Annotated in this window: 22 protein-coding genes; 18 read left to right on the forward strand and 4 right to left on the reverse strand. The window is 43.3% G+C overall.

Annotated elements, in window-relative coordinates; genetic code table 11:
* Nucleotides 1-63 precede the first annotated feature (63 nt).
* The 5 genes from FFM70_RS03845 (at nucleotide 64) to FFM70_RS03860 (ending at nucleotide 5,871) form a co-directional block, all read left to right on the forward strand.
* Nucleotides 64-954, forward strand: a complete 891-nt coding sequence (locus FFM70_RS03845; protein ID WP_137615530.1) for a DegV family protein — start codon at nucleotides 64-66, stop codon at nucleotides 952-954.
* 499 nt (nucleotides 955-1,453) lie between these two features.
* Nucleotides 1,454-2,425, forward strand: a complete 972-nt coding sequence (locus FFM70_RS03850; RefSeq protein WP_137615531.1) for a ketopantoate reductase family protein — start codon at nucleotides 1,454-1,456, stop codon at nucleotides 2,423-2,425.
* A 251-nt stretch (nucleotides 2,426-2,676) separates the two neighbouring features.
* Nucleotides 2,677-4,677, forward strand: a complete 2,001-nt coding sequence (nagE, locus tag FFM70_RS03855; protein ID WP_137615532.1) for an N-acetylglucosamine-specific PTS transporter subunit IIBC — start codon at nucleotides 2,677-2,679, stop codon at nucleotides 4,675-4,677.
* Between the two features lie 103 nt (nucleotides 4,678-4,780).
* On the forward strand, nucleotides 4,781-4,939 hold the full coding sequence (locus FFM70_RS13840) for a hypothetical protein (RefSeq protein WP_171002289.1): 159 nt from the start codon (nucleotides 4,781-4,783) through the stop codon (nucleotides 4,937-4,939).
* A gap of 368 nt (nucleotides 4,940-5,307) precedes the next feature.
* On the forward strand, nucleotides 5,308-5,871 hold the full coding sequence (locus FFM70_RS03860) for a hypothetical protein (RefSeq protein WP_137615533.1): 564 nt from the start codon (nucleotides 5,308-5,310) through the stop codon (nucleotides 5,869-5,871).
* An 89-nt stretch (nucleotides 5,872-5,960) separates the two neighbouring features.
* Here the strand turns inward: FFM70_RS03860 and FFM70_RS03865 are convergent, their stop codons facing one another.
* Together FFM70_RS03865 and FFM70_RS03870 are read right to left on the reverse strand one after the other, a co-directional pair.
* On the reverse strand, nucleotides 5,961-6,686 hold the full coding sequence (locus tag FFM70_RS03865) for a LytTR family transcriptional regulator DNA-binding domain-containing protein (protein WP_223877438.1): 726 nt from the start codon (nucleotides 6,684-6,686) through the stop codon (nucleotides 5,961-5,963).
* A 24-nt stretch (nucleotides 6,687-6,710) separates the two neighbouring features.
* Nucleotides 6,711-8,021 (reverse strand): GHKL domain-containing protein, encoded by a 1,311-nt coding sequence (locus FFM70_RS03870; protein ID WP_137615535.1) that lies wholly within the window; start codon nucleotides 8,019-8,021, stop codon nucleotides 6,711-6,713.
* 243 nt (nucleotides 8,022-8,264) lie between these two features.
* Here FFM70_RS03870 and FFM70_RS03875 point away from each other — a divergent pair, with 243 nt between their 5' ends.
* Nucleotides 8,265-9,101 carry a helix-turn-helix domain-containing protein gene (locus FFM70_RS03875; protein WP_137615536.1) on the forward strand — a complete coding sequence of 279 codons (837 nt, stop codon included), beginning with the start codon at nucleotides 8,265-8,267 and terminating at the stop codon, nucleotides 9,099-9,101.
* A 47-nt stretch (nucleotides 9,102-9,148) separates the two neighbouring features.
* On the opposite strand, the gene FFM70_RS03880 is transcribed toward FFM70_RS03875, so the two are convergent.
* On the reverse strand, nucleotides 9,149-9,529 hold the full coding sequence (locus tag FFM70_RS03880; RefSeq protein WP_171002290.1) for a VOC family protein: 381 nt from the start codon (nucleotides 9,527-9,529) through the stop codon (nucleotides 9,149-9,151).
* A gap of 177 nt (nucleotides 9,530-9,706) precedes the next feature.
* Between FFM70_RS03880 and FFM70_RS03885 the strand changes: the two genes are divergently transcribed.
* The 4 genes from FFM70_RS03885 to FFM70_RS03900 all read left to right on the forward strand — a co-directional run bounded on the left by FFM70_RS03885 (nucleotide 9,707) and on the right by FFM70_RS03900 (nucleotide 12,966).
* On the forward strand, nucleotides 9,707-10,294 hold the full coding sequence (locus FFM70_RS03885) for a GNAT family N-acetyltransferase (protein ID WP_137615538.1): 588 nt from the start codon (nucleotides 9,707-9,709) through the stop codon (nucleotides 10,292-10,294).
* Nucleotides 10,295-10,380: 86 nt separating this feature from the next.
* Nucleotides 10,381-11,934 (forward strand): ABC-F family ATP-binding cassette domain-containing protein, encoded by a 1,554-nt coding sequence (locus FFM70_RS03890; RefSeq protein ID WP_137615539.1) that lies wholly within the window; start codon nucleotides 10,381-10,383, stop codon nucleotides 11,932-11,934.
* An 83-nt stretch (nucleotides 11,935-12,017) separates the two neighbouring features.
* The gene (locus FFM70_RS03895; protein WP_137615540.1) at nucleotides 12,018-12,611 is read left to right on the forward strand and encodes a TMEM175 family protein; all 594 of its coding nucleotides are present in this window, start codon (nucleotides 12,018-12,020) and stop codon (nucleotides 12,609-12,611) included.
* A gap of 121 nt (nucleotides 12,612-12,732) precedes the next feature.
* The gene (locus tag FFM70_RS03900; protein WP_137615541.1) at nucleotides 12,733-12,966 is read left to right on the forward strand and encodes a hypothetical protein; all 234 of its coding nucleotides are present in this window, start codon (nucleotides 12,733-12,735) and stop codon (nucleotides 12,964-12,966) included.
* 35 nt (nucleotides 12,967-13,001) lie between these two features.
* Here the strand turns inward: FFM70_RS03900 and FFM70_RS03905 are convergent, their stop codons facing one another.
* Nucleotides 13,002-13,466, reverse strand: coding sequence for an Lrp/AsnC family transcriptional regulator (locus tag FFM70_RS03905; protein ID WP_137615542.1), 465 nt, complete (start codon nucleotides 13,464-13,466; stop codon nucleotides 13,002-13,004).
* Nucleotides 13,467-13,627: 161 nt separating this feature from the next.
* Between FFM70_RS03905 and FFM70_RS03910 the strand changes: the two genes are divergently transcribed.
* The 8 genes from FFM70_RS03910 to FFM70_RS03945 all read left to right on the forward strand — a co-directional run bounded on the left by FFM70_RS03910 (nucleotide 13,628) and on the right by FFM70_RS03945 (nucleotide 20,318).
* Nucleotides 13,628-14,527 (forward strand): C40 family peptidase, encoded by a 900-nt coding sequence (locus FFM70_RS03910; RefSeq protein WP_137615543.1) that lies wholly within the window; start codon nucleotides 13,628-13,630, stop codon nucleotides 14,525-14,527.
* A 21-nt stretch (nucleotides 14,528-14,548) separates the two neighbouring features.
* Entirely contained in the window at nucleotides 14,549-15,421 is an 873-nt protein-coding gene (locus FFM70_RS03915; protein ID WP_137615544.1) for an alpha/beta hydrolase, read from the forward strand.
* Nucleotides 15,422-15,862: 441 nt separating this feature from the next.
* Nucleotides 15,863-16,024: a hypothetical protein gene (locus tag FFM70_RS03920; protein WP_137606561.1), complete on the forward strand. Its 162-nt coding sequence runs from the start codon at nucleotides 15,863-15,865 to the stop codon at nucleotides 16,022-16,024.
* Nucleotides 16,025-16,081: 57 nt separating this feature from the next.
* Nucleotides 16,082-16,846 (forward strand): NrtR DNA-binding winged helix domain-containing protein, encoded by a 765-nt coding sequence (locus FFM70_RS03925; protein ID WP_137615545.1) that lies wholly within the window; start codon nucleotides 16,082-16,084, stop codon nucleotides 16,844-16,846.
* Nucleotides 16,847-16,943: 97 nt separating this feature from the next.
* Entirely contained in the window at nucleotides 16,944-18,119 is a 1,176-nt protein-coding gene (locus tag FFM70_RS03930; protein WP_137615546.1) for an MFS transporter, read from the forward strand.
* A 256-nt stretch (nucleotides 18,120-18,375) separates the two neighbouring features.
* Complete coding sequence (locus FFM70_RS03935; protein WP_137615547.1) at nucleotides 18,376-18,702, forward strand: hypothetical protein; 327 nt, start codon at nucleotides 18,376-18,378, stop codon at nucleotides 18,700-18,702.
* 80 nt (nucleotides 18,703-18,782) lie between these two features.
* Nucleotides 18,783-19,340 carry an ECF transporter S component gene (locus FFM70_RS03940; protein ID WP_137615548.1) on the forward strand — a complete coding sequence of 186 codons (558 nt, stop codon included), beginning with the start codon at nucleotides 18,783-18,785 and terminating at the stop codon, nucleotides 19,338-19,340.
* A gap of 351 nt (nucleotides 19,341-19,691) precedes the next feature.
* Nucleotides 19,692-20,318, forward strand: coding sequence for a L,D-transpeptidase (locus FFM70_RS03945; protein WP_171002291.1), 627 nt, complete (start codon nucleotides 19,692-19,694; stop codon nucleotides 20,316-20,318).
* The last annotated feature ends 52 nt before the right edge of the window (nucleotides 20,319-20,370 follow it).

Genomic DNA, 20,370 nt, shown 5'->3' on the forward strand with positions numbered 1-20,370 from the left:
TGAAAAGGTGTGCGGCAGGCTGGAATTTCAGTGTGCGGACACCGTTGAATTGGAGTGAAACAAATGAAAATTGCGGTGGTCACTGATAGCTCGGCAAATTTATCGGCCCAAGCAGCGGCAGATTATAAAATTACCGTGGTCAATGATCCAATTATGTTCGGTAATCATGTTTATCATGAAAATGTGGATATTAATGCGGATCAATTTTATCGCCTATTAAAAGTTGAAAAAGATATTCCGACAATTTCTCAAATTTCCATGCCTGAAATGCAGCTGGTTTTCGATGATTTGAAATCAGCCGGCTATGATCAGGTCTTAGTGATTGGACTCAGTAGCGGCATCAGCGGCTATGTGAACAATTTAAAGACGTATGCCCCTTCAGTGAAAGATCTGGATGTTCAAGTCTTTGACTCACGGACAGCCTGTGCTGGGACTGCTAACATGGTGAAACTTGCCGCAGCAATGGCGTTAGCGCACTATGATTTGGATGCGATTTTAACCCAGCTCCAACGGTTGCGTGAAATGACGCGCACGGTCTTTATTGTGAATAGTATGCGGCATCTGGTTAAAAATGGCCGCATCTACAATAATAGTAGTTTAGCTGGGACCATGGTCTTACGAAATAAACCGATGATCACGTTCAATGCCCACGGCAAGATTCAGGTCATGGGTAAGGAACGGACCTTGAAAAATGCGCAACAGGCAGTTCAAGATGAATTCGACCGCTTTGTGATTACGCAACAGTTACCGGTTCGTTTAGATATTATTAGTGCCAATGATTCTCAAATTGCGGAAGATTGGGCTAGCGAGCTCCGTTATCAATTCCCAGCAGTTCGCGTCAAAACGGGTGAGATTGGCCCCTTAATGGGGACGTTGACCGGAGAGCACGCGTTGGGGATGATTTGGTCGCTGGATTGGAAGCCATTGTTAAACACACTCAATCAGACTGATTAAGATTCTTAAGCTTAATGGGGCTATTTTTAACAGCGGTCGTCGTTTGAACTTAAGAATCAACAGTTTACCGGAACCTAGTTGACAAATCTTTAAAATGAGATTATGGTAATAATATTAAAACTTGATGAAAAACCATAATGGTTTGAAGGAGTCGTTAAGTTGACATGCTTAGAAAGCACCGTTAGTTGGGAAGGTGTCATGGCAATTTGATCAAAGCTCAAACTTTGGTGCGAACTTTTCGAGGTTCGCTGGGCGCACCCATTAACGTGCACACGTTTAGTCTTTTTGAACGTGCTGAGGATTAGTATGTGAGTACTAGTCAAATTAAGGTGGGAACCCGTGTAAACGGCCTTTGGATATGATTATCCGAAGGCCGTTTTTTCGTCAACTTTTAAACACATAAGCACTAAATCGACCCAATACACATAAGTTTTCTACTTAGCTCCATCATATTATAAAAGTTTTACACATACTAGTTATTGGAAGGAAGTTGTTAGTTATGAAATACGGCATTATTGGTGCAGGTGCAATGGGCTATCGTTACGGCGTCATGCTACAAGAGAATGCAGGGGTGACCGTTGATTTTATTGAAACTTGGGAACCAAATATTAAACAGGTTCGTCAGCAGGGCGGGGTGAAAGTTGCTCGTGATCATGCGAACCAACACATCGTTCCAATCAATATTTATACGCCCGAGGACTATACTGGTCATCCAGATGTCTGGATTATTTTTAAGAAACAGATGCAATTAGCTGATGAGCTTAAACGAGATGCACACTTATTCCATGAAGACCAATATGTCTTTTCCGCGATGAATGGTATGGGGCACTTTGAAAAAATTGCCGATTATTTTCCTGAAACACAAATTATTGGTGGAACGGCGATGATTGCGACCGTATTGACTGGTCCAGGAGCCGTTGATTTCATGGGACCAGTTGGCAGTGAAACGATGCATATGAGTAAGTATGCTGGTGAGATGGATGCGACGACGCGCAATGTCATGGCAGACTTTAAGGCCGCACAGCTTAATCCAATCTGGTCGGATAACTTTATGGGCATGTGCCTGTCAAAAGTTGTCTTCAACGCGGTCACCAACAGTTTATGTACGATGTTTGAACTACAGATGGGACAATTTATCGAATATCCGGGTGTTAAAGCGATGGCGACCCAGCTCTTTAATGAAGCTTATGATGCTTGTGAACGTGCTGGGATTAAACTGATTGAGACGCGGCAAGCTGAAATCGATTCTGTTGAAACCGTCAGTCATGCGTATAAATATCATTATCCATCCATGTATCAAGATTTTTCACATGGTCGGCCAACTGAAGTGGACTACATTAATGGTTACATTGCTAAACTCGGTCGCGAACATGACTACGTTTGTCGGGTCCATGAGTTCGTAACCCAAGAGGTTCATCTCGCTGAAATGATGCGACAATATAAACAGCCAGCGGTACCTGTTCAGGTTTAAGCTCATAATAGTTTATATTTGCACATTTAACGATTAATTAATCAAAAAAATAACTTTTTAAGAATCTTTATGAAAAAGTTCTGATTTATTTCAGAACTTTTTTCATGATTCAAAAAACATTACATCATAAGGTTGGAAACGGTATCAACGACGATTGGTCTATACTGAAATTTGGCCGGCTGGCTTTTATCAAATTACACGTTGTGATAGGATTTACAACGTATTGAAAAAGAGAACAGGGAGAAATTGGTATGAAGACATATTTTCAAAGGATGGGCCAATCACTAATGCTACCGATTGCCACTTTACCAGCAGCGGCAATCTTAGTGGGGCTCGGTAACTATTTACCGAAAGCGTGGATTTTATCGCGTTTCATGATCAACGGTGGGGATGTTGTACTCAACAACCTGGCGTTACTATTCGCAGTTGGGTTAGCCGTGGGGATGTCGGCCAACAAGGATGGGGCCGCCGCCATTGCGGGGGTCGTGGCCTACTTGGTCCCAACCACAATGTTGAGTCCAACCAATGCCATTGGGTTGGCAAATTTGTTAAACGTCAAACCGACGTCATTAAATGAAGCGTTCAAATATGTGGATCAAAACGTGTTAGTCGGGATATGTGCGGGGTTAATCGCCGCCACGCTTTACAACCGATTCCACGAAGTCAAGTTGCCGATGGCCTTGTCGTTCTTTAGTGGCAAGCGCTTAGTCCCGATTATTGCGGCTTTCGTGATGCTGTTCTTCACGGCTGGGATGTACTTTATTTGGCCAGTTGTCTACGGCGCGATGGTTTTATTTGCCACGAGTATTTCCAAGTTAGGCTTTGTCGGTGCCGCACTATATGGTTTCTTCAACCGGTTGTTGATTCCAACTGGGTTACACCATGCGCTCAATTCAGTTTTCTGGTTCAACGTGGCCGGAATTAACGATATTGGTAATTTCTGGGCTAGCAAAGGGGTCAAGGGTGTGACTGGGATGTACGAAGCCGGTTTCTTCCCAATCATGATGTTCGGTTTGCCAGCAGGCGCGTTAGCCATCTACCGGAATGCATTGCCTGAACATAAAAAGGAAACGGGCTCATTGATGTTAGCTGGGGCGTTTGCCTCGTTCTTCACCGGTGTCACCGAACCCTTAGAGTTTTCGTTCATGTTCGTGGCTTGGCCATTGTACGTGTTACACGCAGCCTTCATGGGCCTCTCACTCGGTTTTGCGGCTTTGATGCATTGGACGGCCAGTTTTTCATTCAGTGGCGGGTTAGTCGATTATTTATTGAGTTTTCGGATGCCATTGGCCAATAAGCCGTACATGTTGATCGTGCAAGGCTTGGTCATGGCGGTAATTTATTACTTTGGTTTTGATTTTGCAATTAAAAAATTTGATTTGAAAACACCTGGCCGTGATGCTGTCGCGGTCGCTGACACTGGCGCTACCGCAATGGTGGCTGCTGATGCCGCCGACGATAAATTTATGCGTCAAGCCAAACAAATTTATGCGGCGATTGGTGGTCACGACAACATTAGTGTCATCAGTAATTGTACGACGCGTTTACGGTTACAATTGAAGGATACTGGCAAAGTGGATCAGCCAGCGGTTAAAGCTGCAGGCGTCCCTGGATTGAATATTTTGGACGTGCATAATATTCATATCGTCGTTGGGACCGAAGTTCAGTTTGTGGCTGAAGCACTCCAGTCTTTATTTGATGGCAATGTTGCAATGACGCCGGTCACGGCAACGACTGCTGATACGTCAACGTCAGCTGAAACGACTGCTGCTACTACGTCGAGTGTGTCACAAGCGCCGGTCACGACGGTCCTTCAAGCCCCAGCTACTGGGACGTTGATGCCAATCAGTGATGTGGCAGATGACACCTTCGCACAGAAATTACTTGGTGATGGTTATGCCGTGGAACCGACGTCCAATGAAATTGTGGCGCCAGTCAGTGGTGAAGTCACGAGTATTTTCCCAACGAAGCATGCTTTGGGGTTAAAGACGGCTTCAGGGTTAGAAATTTTGCTCCACATGGGAATCAACACGGTTGAAATGAATGGGACGCCATTCACATTACACGTGGCAAAAGGTGATCAGATTGCTGCTGGAACGGCAGTTGCAACGGTCGATTTGGCTGCCATTAAAGCAGCAGGTAAAGCCGCTACGATGATGGTTGTGATTACCAATATGGATCAAGTCCATCAGTTAACATTGAATCAAACTAAATCAGTTGCAGCTGGCGATATTGTTGGCGCGGCTGAATAATACAGTCCTGTTTAAGACCACTAACCGCGCTAATTTGGTTGGTGGTCTTAAATATAGTTAAATCATTGGTTGTAGGTAAAAAGGATTTGAGGGGGAACCAAGCATGAAACAGGTTGGTTTTGTTGCCACAATGATGACGGCGAGTTTAGGATTGGGTGCGATGATGACAAGCATGGCTGAGGGGATGCAGATTGATGATGAAGTGATGGTGCAGTTGTTGACGATTACCGGTGAAGCTCCACTTATGGCAATCAGAAAATGACCGTGTCGGATGCAAATTTGGCCGTTCACAGGCGAGGCCGCTCAATAATGTCACAGCAACTTTAGCAGCAGCAGTCAAAGTTATTTGAACGAGTCGAGGTTAGTCTCAGGCTGAAAGGGTCCCCCTAACTAAGCAGATCAAGCTTAATTAGAGGGATATCTTTTTGGACTTAAATTGAGTGAAAAGCATTTTATGCTTATTTAGCATAAAATTAATCTTCCGTTGACATATTAATGGCTCGTGATATGCTTAAGTCATAAACAACATGTTGTGGTTTGAATAAGAAAAGCTGGGTTAGACAAGGCATCATATTTATGTGTTCTGACGTTGCTTCAAGTAAGAATACGTACTGAAAAGAGGATGTAATTATGCTCAATAAATGGGTTTTTGGTCGTCAAATATCAATGCGGCCGTTAATAACTAGTTTGGTCGTTGGCGCTGCGTTCATGTTAGTGATGTTACCGTTCTTTTCAAAGATCGGGCTTCAATATGTTTTAGTCGTTGGTATTGTTGCGTTTTTACTAGTCAGCATGCTCTACTTTCCACAGTATTTAGTCCTTCAATATGGGTTTTGGCAAGTCACGTCACAAGGAATTCACTATTATCGTTATAACAGTTGGTCAGATCGAGTTAGGGCAATCTTCAATCCGCATGCCACGCCACAAGAATTACTGCGCTTTGATCAAATTAAATCGGTCAGTGTGGTCGTTGGTCATAAAATTATTGAATCCAGAGAAATTATCGGTGCGCCTTTGATGGCCTATGCGCCTGAGTTCTATTTACCGTGGATGCGCACGGCTAGATATTTAAATTTGAAACTAAAAAATGGCGAAGAGGTTCGGCTCGATTTATCTTGGGATTACCGTAAGCATGATAAATCGCAAGACTATTTAGCTGACATGGTCTCATATATTGAGTCAAATCTTGCCTGAGTGTACGAAAAGGATCACCGGTTGTCTGGTCATTAACGACTAAACAACCGGCGATCCTTTTTATGCTGTCTTGACGATTGACTGCTTGGTTAAGATATGGCTTTCTGTAAGGCTTGCAGTTCACGGTTAGTTAGCATAATCAACAATTTTAGGCCATCCTGAAAGTGTAGGGTATGGTTTGCCTGATCAATGGTTTGAAGATTGTCAGCATTAATTAACAGCTCTTGATTGATGCTGACCAACGTTGGCCACCGCTTAACAATGTTTGCTAAGGACTCACGAAATTCGGTGATCTCATGGCGAGCGTGTAAACGAGTCTTGGTGCCGGTCTCGGCGACTTCAAAATAATCTACCTGATTTGTTGGAATGGTGTAACACTGTGTACCCAGTCGATAGTCAAACAATGTTGTGGCCTGATTTTGTTTAAAGACGGTTGCTAAGTCCTTGAACAGGCGAATCTGAATCTCCGCTAAACCAATTTCTTTGTTGATTGAATCTAACGGATTAATTTTTCGTTGAAAAGTTAGTGGTTTCAATTCTTCGTGAGTTGTAATAAAAATGATTTTAGCATGAGCGTCATGCTGTCGAATCGTCGTGGCTAGATCGATTCCGCGGATTTTTGAGTTGGCGAACTCAATATCCAATAAAAAGATGGTATCGGGATAGTGCTGTGGTTTCAGGACACTTTCGACTTCGTTGGGGTTAGTTGTTGCTAATCTTAGCCGTAACGGGTCATTGGGATGTTCAGTCATATACTTTTTGATGATAATCGTATATAAGTTTAGTAATTCTGGATTATCTTCACAGATGATCATGTCGAACAATATCGTCACTTCCTATTAGATAGTTAAGGTGCAGGTGAAACGGTGAGCTGCTGTGGTAAATTGAATCAAGTAGTCATTCAAATCACAAATTTGATGGACAGTTGCTAAGCCAAGCCCAGAATGCTGTTGCTTAGTTGTATAGCCAAACTGACCAATCGCTTCAAGATCAATATGATTTGGTTTAACCGTGTTTTGAATGATGAAGTCATAGTGACCAGAATTGCGTAGGATAGCAAACCGGATTTGTTTTTGAGCTGAGTCAGTGGCACCATCAATCGCATTGTCGAAGAGAATGCCTAAAATCCGCAAGATATCGGCTTGCTGAGTGCCAAAATACCCAACTGGCTCGCTGATTTCTAAATCTACTTTTAAGCCTTTGGCGAGTGCGTTGCTAGTTTTGGCAACTAGCAAGCTACGAACGAGGTCATCGGAAATTTGGGCTAGTGCCTGACTGTGAAGCCGTGTGTGTGTGTTTGCTTGCTCAGACTGTTTCAAAAAATTATTGACGGCAGCTTGCGCAGCAGACACTTTGTTTTCCGTGAGCAGTACTGATAGCGAGAGTAATAGGTTTTTATAGTCATGTTTGAAACGGCGTAAGTTGTCGTAATTAAGCTGTAGATCATGGATATAAAGTGCATCATTTTGGCTTTTTTGTCGTTCCTTTTCAACCTGAAGTTTACTTTGATAGGCGTTGAGATAAAATATGAGCCCAGTGAGTGTTAGCAGTAGCAGTGTGACCATAATTCCAATATTAATTAGCAGAAGATTCAGCTGTTGATCTAGCAGTCGGGATACGATGATAAGTAGGCCGATGCTCACGGACAAAATACCGGTACCAATGAAGATTGAACGGCTTATGATTGGATCATGAAAGTCGAGACTCTTTTTTAAACGATCATAAATTAAAATGCCAATAATTGCGATGACAAAACTTAAAAAGTAAAGTAGGAATGTGTGCAAGATAATAAAATTATAACCGGTGGCAGGGTCGGCTAACTTTGTGATATTAATCATTTTGGTAATCTGATAGCCAACGATACTTGCTGAGAAAGCTAGGATCAGATAACTGAAAAGATACAGTCGTAGTTTGTCCAAGTAGTGTCCCTTGACTGGTTGGATTGCAAACAGAAAAATTAATGGCATAATCAGGTCACTTGCGATATGCCATTTAGTATCAATGAAGCTGATGACCAACGTGCTGATTACGGCAATAAGATAATTTAGACGTAAACGATAAGTTGGGCCAAATGTAAATAGTAAGAGGAAGTACAGCAAGATAATACTGGCGTCGGTAAGCTGACCGAGATAAGTGGGTATACGTATCATTGGCGGTTACCAATCTTTAGTTGTGCTAGGGACTACCAATACTTTTTTTGTTTGGTAGCAAGCGCTTCCAAAAATTGCCTCAGCAACACGCTTTTTTGATTTTAAGGGTTGATTCGTTAATATAAACATAGGTTTTATCCGCTTCCTTTTTATACTATAATGATATCATATTTATAATGTCTTGTTCTTAATTTTATGAATGAAGAAAATAAAACGTGACTAGCATTGTTTGGAGGTGGAAAGATGTTTCTCGGTAATGTCATCTTTGATGAGCGAAAAAAGCAAGGCTTAACGCAAACTGAATTAGCAGCCGGTATTTGCAATCAAAATATCATCAGTCGGTTGGAAAAGCACGACGCGATGCCGACCTTACCAGTCTTACTACAACTCTGTCTTAAGCTGAATTTAACCCTGAATGATGTCTTCAGTGATTTTGCTAGCAATGCTAATGCGGAAGAACATGCTGTTTTGGTTAATTTAGAGCGCGACATTCTGCTCGGTCAAGTTGATAATGCGGCGGCTAAGTTAGCACTAATCACTGAAAAGCAATTAAAAACCAACGACCAAATTAGCTATACATTCTTGAAAGGATTTTTGGCGATCCAATCAGATCCAGATACCGCGTTGTTTATGATGGATAAAGTCCTGATGTTGACTCAAAATGACACTTATGACGTTTATACTGAATTAGCGTACCTTGTTAAAGCTAAAGTATACATGGCAAAGCAAGATTTATATCGAGCCGGGGATTACTACGGATTGATTATGCAAGCATTACAGGCTAACCTGTTGATTTCAAATGCTAAGTCTAGTGAACTATTGTTTATTCTTAAAGACATTGCAGCCTTTTACTTTGCTAGCAAAGATCAAGTTGCTACCATTAAAGTCAGCAATCGTGGGATCAAACTTGCCCAAACTAAGCACGTCACTTATTTTGTTGAATATCTGTATTACTATAAAGTAAGCTGTCTATCGGCAACTGACTCAGACTTTGAAACTCAATGTCAGATGGGAATTGCCATGGCAACTGCGAATGAGAATAATCACATTCGCCAATTAATGAAAAGTTTATTACCATAAAAAAATCGACTAAGTCTTCAACCGAAGCTTAGCCGATTTTTTCTGGTTTAGTGGTAATTGCTGATTTCAATGAGATTGTTGTCAGGATCACGGACATATAATGAAGTTAATTTACCGTGAGCACCGGATCGTTCAACGGGACCGGCGACAATATCAACGAAGTAACTCTTCAAATGGTGTTGGATGCTTTCAATCGGATCTTTCGCGATGAAGCATAAATCTGCACTACCAGGGGTTGGTTTGCCAGCAACAGGGTCATGGGGCTCATCAACGACTTGGAAATTGATTTTTTGTTTGCCAACTAAAACTGCTTGGCGGTCGCCATCAAAAGTGATGATGGGTAAATCGAAAACTTCATGGTAAAAACGTAAGGTACGTGGTAAATCAGTGACGGTCAAAACGATGTGATCAATGTCACGAATATTCACAAGCTCAAATCCCTTCAAATTGATTTCAGAATTAAGTATACCACGTGTCGGGCCGATGTTTGACTGTCGCGTGATTAGCCAGATATGGCGCGTTAGTTAATGGTTAGCTGCGGCATGAATTTTGACAACCACGCCGATTCATAGTAAGGTATTAATTACTAAGAAGGAGGACTATTTGTGATAACGATTCGACCAGCTGATCAGGATGACGCGGGCCAGATAGCACCGCTAATTAATATGATCTTTGATGAAATGCAACTTGAGGAACTAGACGACATTCCAGAACCTGACTTAGAGCAGGCCATTACTGCAGCTTACCGGACACCAGCTTATTTGTCTGAGAAAGCCACGACGGTAGTGGCCGAGGCCGATGGTCAAGTGGTTGGGGTCGCATTTGGCTACCCCGACAAGAATGAAGATGCTGTGGATGACGTGTTAGCGCAAGTCACTGCAGGTAACGATGCGTTTGGTTCAGCGTTTGAAGCTGAAGCAGAGAGTTATGAACATGAATGGTACTTGGACTCAATTGCAGTTGATCCTAATTATCAAGGCCACGGGATTGGTGGGCGCTTATTAGCCGCTTTACCAAAGTATGCCCGTGACGCCGGCCAGAAACGGATCGGTTTAAACGTTGATATGGCGAACCCTGGTGCCAAGAAGCTTTATGATCGTCATGATTATGAAACGGTTGGGATCAAGCCAATTGGTGATCACATGTATTTCCACATGCAGTATGAGTTAGATAAGGATTTAGTCATGGCATAGCGCCGCTAAACCTTAGTTTGCAGGCCTCGTTACTCAACGGGGCCTGTTTTGCAGAGTGAATTAATGAAAGCGTAGGATGAAAATAAATGGCTTTACTAGAAGTAAAAGACCTGTCACAAAGTTTCGCCGATCGTAAGTTGTACGAAGGCGCCAGCTTTACTTTGGAACGGGCCGATCACATGGGTATCGTCGGTCAAAATGGGGCCGGTAAGAGTACCTTAATTAAAATTTTAACGGGTCAAATTTTACCTTTGGAAGGTGAAATCAAATGGCAACGCAACTTGCGGACCGGCTATTTGGACCAATACGCTGATATTCCAGAAGGCATGACACTGTATGCTTTTCTGAAAACGGCTTTCCAACGGCTATATGATATGGATGCCAATATGCAACAATATTACGCCGACTATGCGACCAGCATGGATGACGGGTTATTGGAACGCGCTGGTCGAATTCAAGAAACTTTGGAAGCCAATAACTTTTATGATATCGAAACTGAGATGGAACGAGTCATTACAGGGTTAGGCTTAGATGAAATTGGCCGTGACCATGTGATCAGTCAAATGTCTGGTGGGCAACGGTCAAAAATTATTTTGGCGAAATTGTTGCTTGAAAATCCAGATGTGATTATCTTGGATGAACCGACGAACTATTTGGATACGGCGCATATTTCGTGGTTGGAAGACTACTTGAATGGGTTCCGTGGCGCTGTCATGGTCATTTCACATGATTATGATTTCTTACAAAAGGTGACGAACTGTATTTGTGATGTGGCGTTTGGCAAAATTATCAAGTATCGTGGGGATTTCCAATCCGCGATGCGCCAAAAAGAAGCGCGCAAGCAAGCGCAATTGAAGGCCTTTGAAAAGCAACAAGTTGTCATCGATAAGGCTGAAAAGTTCATTCGGAAAAACAAGGCGGGGTCGAAGTCGACCATGGCCAAGTCGCGTGAAAAGATGCTGTCGCATTTGGATCGGGTCGATCCACCGAGTGAAAATGCGCATGCTAGTTTTGCGTTTCCATATTTAGATACTGGTTCGCAAAATGCCTTAACGGTCGTTAAATTGTCAGTGGGCTATGGGAAACCATTATTGGCACCAGTAACTTTTTCAATGACTAACGGTGAAAAGTTAGCCTTTAAAGGGTTTAACGGGGTCGGTAAATCAACCTTGATCAAATCGATTTTGGGCGTTATTCCGGCATTAGGCGGGAAGTCGAACTTCTCACCTTCAGCTAAGATCAACTATTTCAATCAAGATTTGGAATGGGATCATCCCGACTGGACGCCGTTACAAACGATTCAAAATGATTATCCAACGATGTTGCCGAAGACGATTCGGACGAAGTTGGCCAAGTGTGGGATCAATGCGGCTAATGCGATGAAACCCATGCACTTATTGAGTGGTGGGGAACAGACCAAGGTCAAATTGGCGTTGATCGAACTCATCCCTAGCAACTTCTTGATTATGGATGAACCGACTAACCATTTGGATGATGAGACTAAGGAAGGCTTGAAAAAGGCCTTACAGAGTTTCCAAGGTAATCTGATCTTGGTCAGCCATGAAAGTAGTTTTGTGGATGGCTGGGTCGATAAAGAATTAAACGTTGAAAAATTAAGCCTTAAAGAACGTCAAGGTTAAAGCGATAAGCGTCATCCAGTGATGGGTGGCGTTTTTTCGTGCTATGATTTAAGTCAGAGTTAAAAATGAAAGTGGGAATCGTTATGAACAAAGGACGAGTCGAAGCATTTACGGATGCGGTCATTGCCATCGTAATGACGATCATGGTGTTGGAATTTAAAACGCCGGATCAGCCAACGTTTAAGGCACTGGCGGCCAATGGCAGTTACTTGACGGCTTACTTAATTAGTTTCTTATTTATTGGGGTGGCCTGGTATAACCATCATTATATGTTCACACTCACGAGGCGCGTCACCAAACGGATTTATTGGTTAAATAATTTGTGGCTATTGTCGATGTCATTATTACCAGTTGCAACCGCGTGGGCTGGTCGATTTATTAGTCAAGCACAGCCAGAATTATTTTATTTCCTAATTTTTGTCTTGTGGGCGCTCGCTTATATCGCTTTGTCGCATGCCATTGTGGTGGCAAATCAAGGCGACCACCCAGAAGTTAGTGCCAAAATTCGCCACATGTTAGTTTATCGATTACACACGAGTTGGTGGTTTTGGGTCATTACGGTTGCCATGGCAGGTTTGATTGTCTTTATTTGGCCACCGTTGTCACTGGTATTCACGGTGATAGAATTAATCCTGATGGCTATTTTTACGACCGACGACAGTGATCAACTTGTGTGAGTTTACTCAAAATTTACAAAGGATTTACCCTTTTTCGATTGTGCACAACAGGCTTCTTGGGTCACAATGAAACCAGCTTGAAAATTCATTGGGAGTTTTCGAAAAGGAGAGTTAGGTTAAAATGGTCCACAGCTTTTTTTATAGTGTCATGCTAGTGCTATTTTTAATGGGGATTTTAGTTCAATGGACTTATCGCGCCTATTTTCAATTGTTAGTTATGGTCCACAGTTTGGAAATCCTGTTTATGGGGGTCATCGGCTGGTATACGTTCGGATCGTTAGTTTTACTGCCACTACTGGGGTTGTGGTTGACCGGAACATTGATTATCTTTGTCATGAATCGTTTTGCAGATTAAAAAAGGGACTCAGCAAATTTGCTGGGTCTCTTTCTTTAATCCACAATATGACTAATATCATGGTCATCGGGTAAGTTGAAGCCGCGATTCGGAACGCTGGTCGAAAAAACAATCTGCGTGCTGGTCTTACCAAAAGTTTGCAGTTGATTGACGAAATCATCCAGTTCTTGGGTGGATTCAAAAATAACTTTTAGGATTTGAGAATACTCACCTGTGACACAATCACATTCGAGAATGTTCGGCACCCCTTCGACGAACGGATAGAACCGCTCTTTTTGTGACGGCTCAAGTTGTAACTGAATATAAGCTTTGATGCGGTAATTCAGTTTTTGATAATTTAAATTGGCTTGATAGTCGCGAATAATGCCACTACTTTTTAAGCGGGAAATTCGTGCTGAAATCGCCGGTGATGAAATAAAACATTGATCAGCTAACGCTTTCAGTGAGATTCGGGCGTCCGCTTGTAAGGCGTTCAGAATCTTCAAATCGGTTTTGTCCATAAAAACGCCTCCCTAAGTAATTAGTAGTATCATAGCATACTTTCACAGTTGTTTTTAATCTTATCGTTAAGTTTCCAAAGAAAGGACAGCAACTTTACTGTGGCTTACGAATGGGGGTAAAATACAACTATGAAAGACTAATTGAAAATGGAGGCCATCAGATGCAAACTGCCAGAGTATGTGCCACCGTTACGACGGTCTGGCGTCAACCTAAATTACGATCGATTGATCAACATGCCTTAGACGTGCAAGGGCTTGATGCTTGGATTGGACAGATGACGGATGCAGATTCAGTTGGGTTGGAACAGGCTAACTTATGTGTGACGCAAGCGTTGTTTAATGATCCGATTTTAATTGAGCGCCAAGTCGGTGGCTGGGTGTACGGCTACGTGGTTTCACAAAAAGATGCTCAGCATCCGCAGGGGTATCCTGGTTGGATCTGGGCGGCGCATTTATCCACAGCAACTTTACCCATTCAAACTGGGCCAACGGTCGTGATTCGGCGGCCATTCACGCCACTGTTGAGTGCTGATGGTCACACCTTGTTGCCACTCAGTTTGGGAACCGAATTGACCGTCATTTCAAGTAAGGACCCGTTGACTGATTTAGTTCAGACACCTTTGGGCCTGGCGAAAGTCGCAAAACGTGCCACTCAGTTTGATTTTCCAACCGCCGGACTCACTGCTGGTCAGGTAATGGTTAAATTAGGCGCAAAATTTCTCGACTTGCGGTATTTGTGGGGTGGAATCAGTGCTTATGGCTTTGATTGTTCCGGCTTCATGTATGGCTTACATCGTTGTATCGGCGTCACTCTCGCACGTGATGTGAGTGCACAAGTCGCTAACGGTAACGCGGTGACACTTGCGACTGCCCGACCTGGTGATCTTTGCTTCTTTGCGCATCAGCAGGGGCAGGGGGCGTTGCACCATGTCGCCATGTATGCTGGTGATGGTTGGCTATTACACTCGCCAACGCCTGGCAAGCACATCACGTATTTGCAACTCTCAGCGACGTATTTAAAGGATGAATTGGTGCAAGTCAGACGAAATTGGGTAGAATAAGGTAAATGAGGCGAAAATAGGTTGCGAAAGTTAGGATTTATCAAATGGTTATTTTTAGGATTGGTACTTGTGGTTGGGCTCGGCGGCTGTGGTAAAAAGCAGTCACAGTCAACCGCAGCCAGTAGCCAGCAGGCCAAAAAGGTGCTTTCCCCATATGTCACAAGTGAACGGCCCACTTTTTATGTGCATGGGTTTCAAGGCAGTGCCAAGTCAACGAACACGTTGATTGCGCACGCTGAAAAGACGGCGCATGCGCATAAAGTCATCGTGGCGACGGTCAGTACGAGTGGGACGGTGACATTGGACGGCACGTGGTCAGCTAAGACCCGTAATCCCATTATTCAAGTTGTCTTCAAAAATAATTTGGCCCAGTATGATCAACAAAGTACTTGGTTGGCGGCGGTGATTACGGCTGTTAAAGCGCAACACCCGTTTAAATCATATAATATTGTGGCCCATTCAGCGGGCTGCGTGGCGAGTGTTAATTTATTAATGACTAAGCAAGCCAGTGATTTTCCTAAGATTCATAAATTAGTGACGATTGCCGGGCCGTTTGATGGGGTCGTGGGCGAAGATGATGTTGCCAATCAAAATTCAGTCTTGGCAGACGGTCAGCCCAAGTATTTACATGCGGCTTATGAATTGTTAGTCGCTAAACGGACCAATTTTCCCAAAGGAGTACAGTTGTTGAACATTGTCGGCAATTTAGATGATGGGAGCCATTCTGACAGCCTCGTGACCAATGTTTCGGCGCGGTCGATCAAGTATTTGTTGCGCGGACGGCAGGTCGATTACACTGAAAAAGATTTCCATGGCAAGCAGGCACAACACAGTCGGTTACATGAAAATCCGCAAGTTGCCTTAGCAGTCGACAACTATATATGGCATCGGTAAACGAAAAAACGCTGACTTTTGACGGTCAGCGTTTTTATTATAGGAAGAATAAAATGTAGGCGAGGCGAATCAAATGATACAGCGCATATGCCGCAACGAGATAGACTGCCGAGATGCCCCCATAAACTAATGTTTTATAATTATGCATCTGCAGAACCCCCTTAATTAACTCCCTCAAGTGTAAAGCGTTTTCACAAAAATGACAACGTTAACACCCTCGGTTTGGTCAGAAAGTTTAAGAAAAAGGCAAACCATTAGCTAAAAGCAGCGGAGTATGGTAAAGTTAACTCTTGGTTTGGCACATGTGGATGTTCAAACCAATGACTAACAAAGTATCTCAGATTTGAAGAAAGTAATTTTTAGTATAAAGTACTCTGCCCCAGTATCAATACACAGAATTATTTACTAAATTTCCTGAGCATTAGGGAAGGACGTAATTAAATGCGCGTAACAATTAATAAAGGTCAACAGGTTTATTCCGATATTCCGTTAATGACCGCTCGGCAACGCTATATCAAGGCGGATGTCTGGGAAATCAAAAAAGCGATTATTGAAAAGTCAGCGATTAATGGCTGGACCGTACAAGCTTTACAAATGAATTAAAAAATAACGGTAGGCCACGACGCAACTTGTCGTGGCCTTTTTGTAGGAGGTGGTCGCATGACCAACCAAGTCGTCAATCGGCCTTTGATTAGTATTACCAATGTGATCTGGAGTTTTGACCCGGTGACGCATCAATTATTAGTCTTGTTGCTGCAACGTGCCAATGCCCCGTTTAAAGGGACCTGGGGCTTGCCAACCACTTATTTGCGTGCTGATGAGAGTGCAGAAGCCGCTTCTTTAAGATTAGTGCGTGAAAAATTGGGCTTGAACTTACCGACCTTTCACACGGAGCAGTTGGCGACCTTTACGAATACGCAACGGGGCCCAGGTGACCGGGAACTTGCGCTGACTTATATGATTTATTTGCCAACGATGCCAAAACTGGTGCCAGGCTATGGGGCCCAAGCCGTTGACTGGTTCGCGATTCAACCGGATTCTAAAGGTTATAATTTAATCGGGCATGGGCTAACGTTTACTGGCTTACCACTAACGGTGAGTGCTGAAACTTATTACCATGACCAAACACCCTATGTGACGCCTAATGGTCTAACTGCCGATCATACGTTAATTTTACGAACTGCCCTAATTCGGGTTCGGAATCGGTTAGATTATGCACCCACGATTTTGCTAGTTCTTGGCCGTGAATTTACGCTAAAACAGGCGCGTGAGCTCTATGCCATTCTCTTAAGAAAACCACTCAGCTCGATTGATAATTCTAACTTTCGGAAGACACACGTCCATTTATTTACCGAAATTGGTCTAGCACATCAACACGCTTCTGGCCGGCCAGCGAAAATTTATCGGTTACTAGCGCGTGGTTGACAGTCAAAAAGCCACATGGTAATCTGATGACACCTTAAAGGTACAAAAGACCTAAAACAAACAGCGCTGTTATTTAGGACAATCATGGGGGATTGAAATAATGGAAGTCAAAGGGAACAAGCTGCTGCTGTTAATCGGGACAGCATGGCTTTTTGACGCCTTAGATGTGGCGTTATTATCGTTTATCATGCCGGTCATTAAACAGAGTTGGCATTTATCAGCGAGTCAAATGGGGGCCGTCAGTGCCGTCACGTCTTTAGGAATGATGATTGGGGCTTTGGGTTGTGGCTACTTGGCCGATAAGATTGGCCGCAAGCCGATCTTAATTGCGACCTTGCTATTATTCTCATTTGGAAACTTGTTATTAACCGTTACACCCAATGTCGGTTGGTTTTTGGCGGTTCGCTTTATAACCGGGATTGGCCTCGGGGGTGAATTACCAGTGGCGGCAACGATCATTGCCGATCATTTTACCGGAACGAAACGGGCTCGCATGCTCGTTTTAGTTGATAGTTTTTGGGCCTTTGGCTGGATCTTAGCTTCGGTCTTGTCATTTGTGATCATGCCGAAATTTGGTTGGCGCATCACAGTGTTGATTACGGCCTTGATGGGCTTATACGCCTTATTGATGCGGCGGCACTTACCGGAAAAGACAAAAACTGAAGTCACTAGCAAATTAGGCTTCGGTCCAGCGTTGCGAGAGGTTTGGTCGGCGAAATATCGACGAGCAACGTTCTGCTTGAGTACGTTGTGGTTTATTATCATGTTTGCTTACTATGGGATGTTCTTATGGCTGCCTAGTGTGCTAGTCATGCGTGGATTCTCTGTCGTACACAGTTTTGGGTACACCGTGCTGATGAGTTTAGCTCAATTACCAGGCTATTATTTGGCTGCGTGGTTGATTGGTAAAATGCCACGTAAAGTGGTGTTAACGATTTATTTGTTAGGGACGATGTTGAGTGCGTGGGCTTTCGGGACCGCCACGACGGAAACGATGATTTTAATTAGTGGCGCTTGGTTATCCTTCTTCACTTTAGGCGCTTGGGGGATTATGATTGCCTTTACGCCTGGTCAATTCGAGGTAAGTGTCCGCGGTATGGGGATGGGTTTTGCACAATCTATTGGTCGAATGGGTGCGACGATTGGCCCGTACCTAGTTGGGTCGTTGATTGCGATTGGTTTTAAGATTCCGGCCATTTTCATGGTCTTTGTCGGTGCCTTAATTATTGGGGTCATTGTGTTACTAGTCGGGTTACGTGATGAAGATCGTTAAAAATTAGTTTCGTGGGTCTTGGATATTAATTATCCAAGGCTTTTTATATTGCTTCCTAGTTAATCAATATAAATTTAAATTTTTACGTTTATCTTGGAAATTGCGTTAATTAAGATGAACAGCGAAATAGGTCCCATAAATTCATTTATCAATTGATAAGAATGCCGTCTAACCGGCGTTTTTAGAGGTGTCTTGGGTTGCCAAGGCGTCGGATAACTCTTATGATTAAGCCGATAAAAAGATTGGGGTGAAAAAAGTGGCAAAAGCAGAATTACGAGTCAAGGCTGAGCAAAGTGCCCGTTTGAAGTCACAATTGATGCTAGCAAGTTCTCAGCAAGCAATTCGACAGGATCAAGTCTTATTGCGTTTAGTGCGACGGGCGAGTCATCGATTACAGTTTACGGGGGATAGCGGGGCGGTCGCCCGCCAAATCGGCGTTGATATTGGGTATTATTTGTTTTGCCACGAGTACCAAATGCCTCGCGAAGCCTATGAACTATTGGCGGTGGCACAATTGGTCGCGACTGATCAGACGGTGAACGGACAGTTGATCAGCTTGCCAGATTGTTATCGAAAAGGGTGACAATTTTTAACCGGCAAGACTATGATTTATCCTATAATTGCATTAAAATGAAATTAGTAAATTGTTGGAGGAGGTGTCATATGGGTAAAAATACACAATTAAGAAAACTCGTTTTTGCGGGATTATTTGCAGCTATTATTTTTATTGGGATTAGTATCTTACGAATTCCGTTACCGGCCATCGTTGGTCGCCCATTTATTCATTTTGGAAATATTCTGACGGTAATTGCCGTCATGCAGTTAGGTTTCGGCTATGGGGCGACGGCTGGCGCGATTGGATTGGGATTATTTGATATTCTCAATGGTTATGCAGCGACCGCCTGGTTGACTGTGCTGGAAGCTATTATTTTGGCGGCAACGGTTAGTTTATTTTTCCGGTTGGTAGGTTATGATGAACACCATTTAGCCAAACTATATTTAGTTTCACTGGCGGCTGGGCTGATCAAAATTGTGACTTCGTGGGGTAACGGGGTAATCGTTGCCTTGATGGCTGGAACATCATTGAAAGTGGCCATGATTGGTGCCTTTTCAAGTCTACTGGCAGCGACGATCAATTCGATTGCCTGCTTCATTTTAGTGCCATTGATTTATAAATTGCTGGCACAACTGGGCTTTAGTCGTACTCGGTTTAATAACTAGTGATCTCGTCAGCTCCCATCGCGGTCAGAAAGTGGTTCTGACGGTAATGGGGGCTTTTTCGTAGCGACAAAGCTGGCAACATTTGGCTGATCAAGGTCGCTAGTGACGATTGAAATGGTTGCTTGGGGTTGCAACGAATTGGTTGTTTTGTGAAAATGAGGTGGTCATAACTGACGGTCAAATTGGGATTGAATTTGTTGAGTTTGTGCCAATTGAGGACGATTGACACAACTTTTAGGGACTAGCTATTGATTTTCGACTTTCAGAAACCTATAACAGTATTAAGGAATCTTTTTCATTTAGCGATAGCTAATTTGGAAAATGACCGGTTTTGCCAATGGGGGATTAGAATTGAAATACAAGAAAACAGTTATTATCTTAGTTGGCATTGTTTTGGTGGCGGGCCTTTTTCTGGTACATACAGCCAGTCAAGCACGTGCGCATCAGACGGCGATTGCAACTGAGAAGGCCGAAAAAGCTAAGAAGGCTGAAAAAGCCAAGCAAGCTGCGAAACGAAGTGTGATGAGAAAGCCGATTAATTGGCGTAAATCGTCAGAAACGGTGGCTTATCCAGTGGTAAGTCACTATCCAGACTTGTGGATTCACGTGTCGATTGAAAAGCAGCGGATGTATTTAATGACCAAACACCGGGTTTTATATACGATGTATGCTTCAACCGGTGTCCAAACCGCTGATCGAAAGACACCGCGCGGGACTTATCATGTGCAGCGAGAACGCGGTAAGTATTTTTACAGCGCAAGTGTCAGTGAGGGCGCTTATTACTGGGTTTCATGGTTGAATCATGGTGAGTACTTATTTCATTCAACGCCAGTCGATGCACAAGGTCACTATATTAAGTCTGATGCTGCGTCTCTTGGTAAGAAGCCGTCATCACATGGTTGTGTGCATCTGAGTGTGGCTGATTCCAAGTGGGTCTATGAAAATATTCGGTATGGGACTAAAGTTGTCATTGATTAGTTGCACGTAAAATTGAATTAACGCACAGATAAAGCCGCCAACTTGCTCGGAT

It is taken from the genome of Lactiplantibacillus nangangensis (assembly GCF_005405065.1).
GTDB classification, from domain to species: Bacteria; Bacillota; Bacilli; order Lactobacillales; family Lactobacillaceae; genus Lactiplantibacillus; species Lactiplantibacillus nangangensis.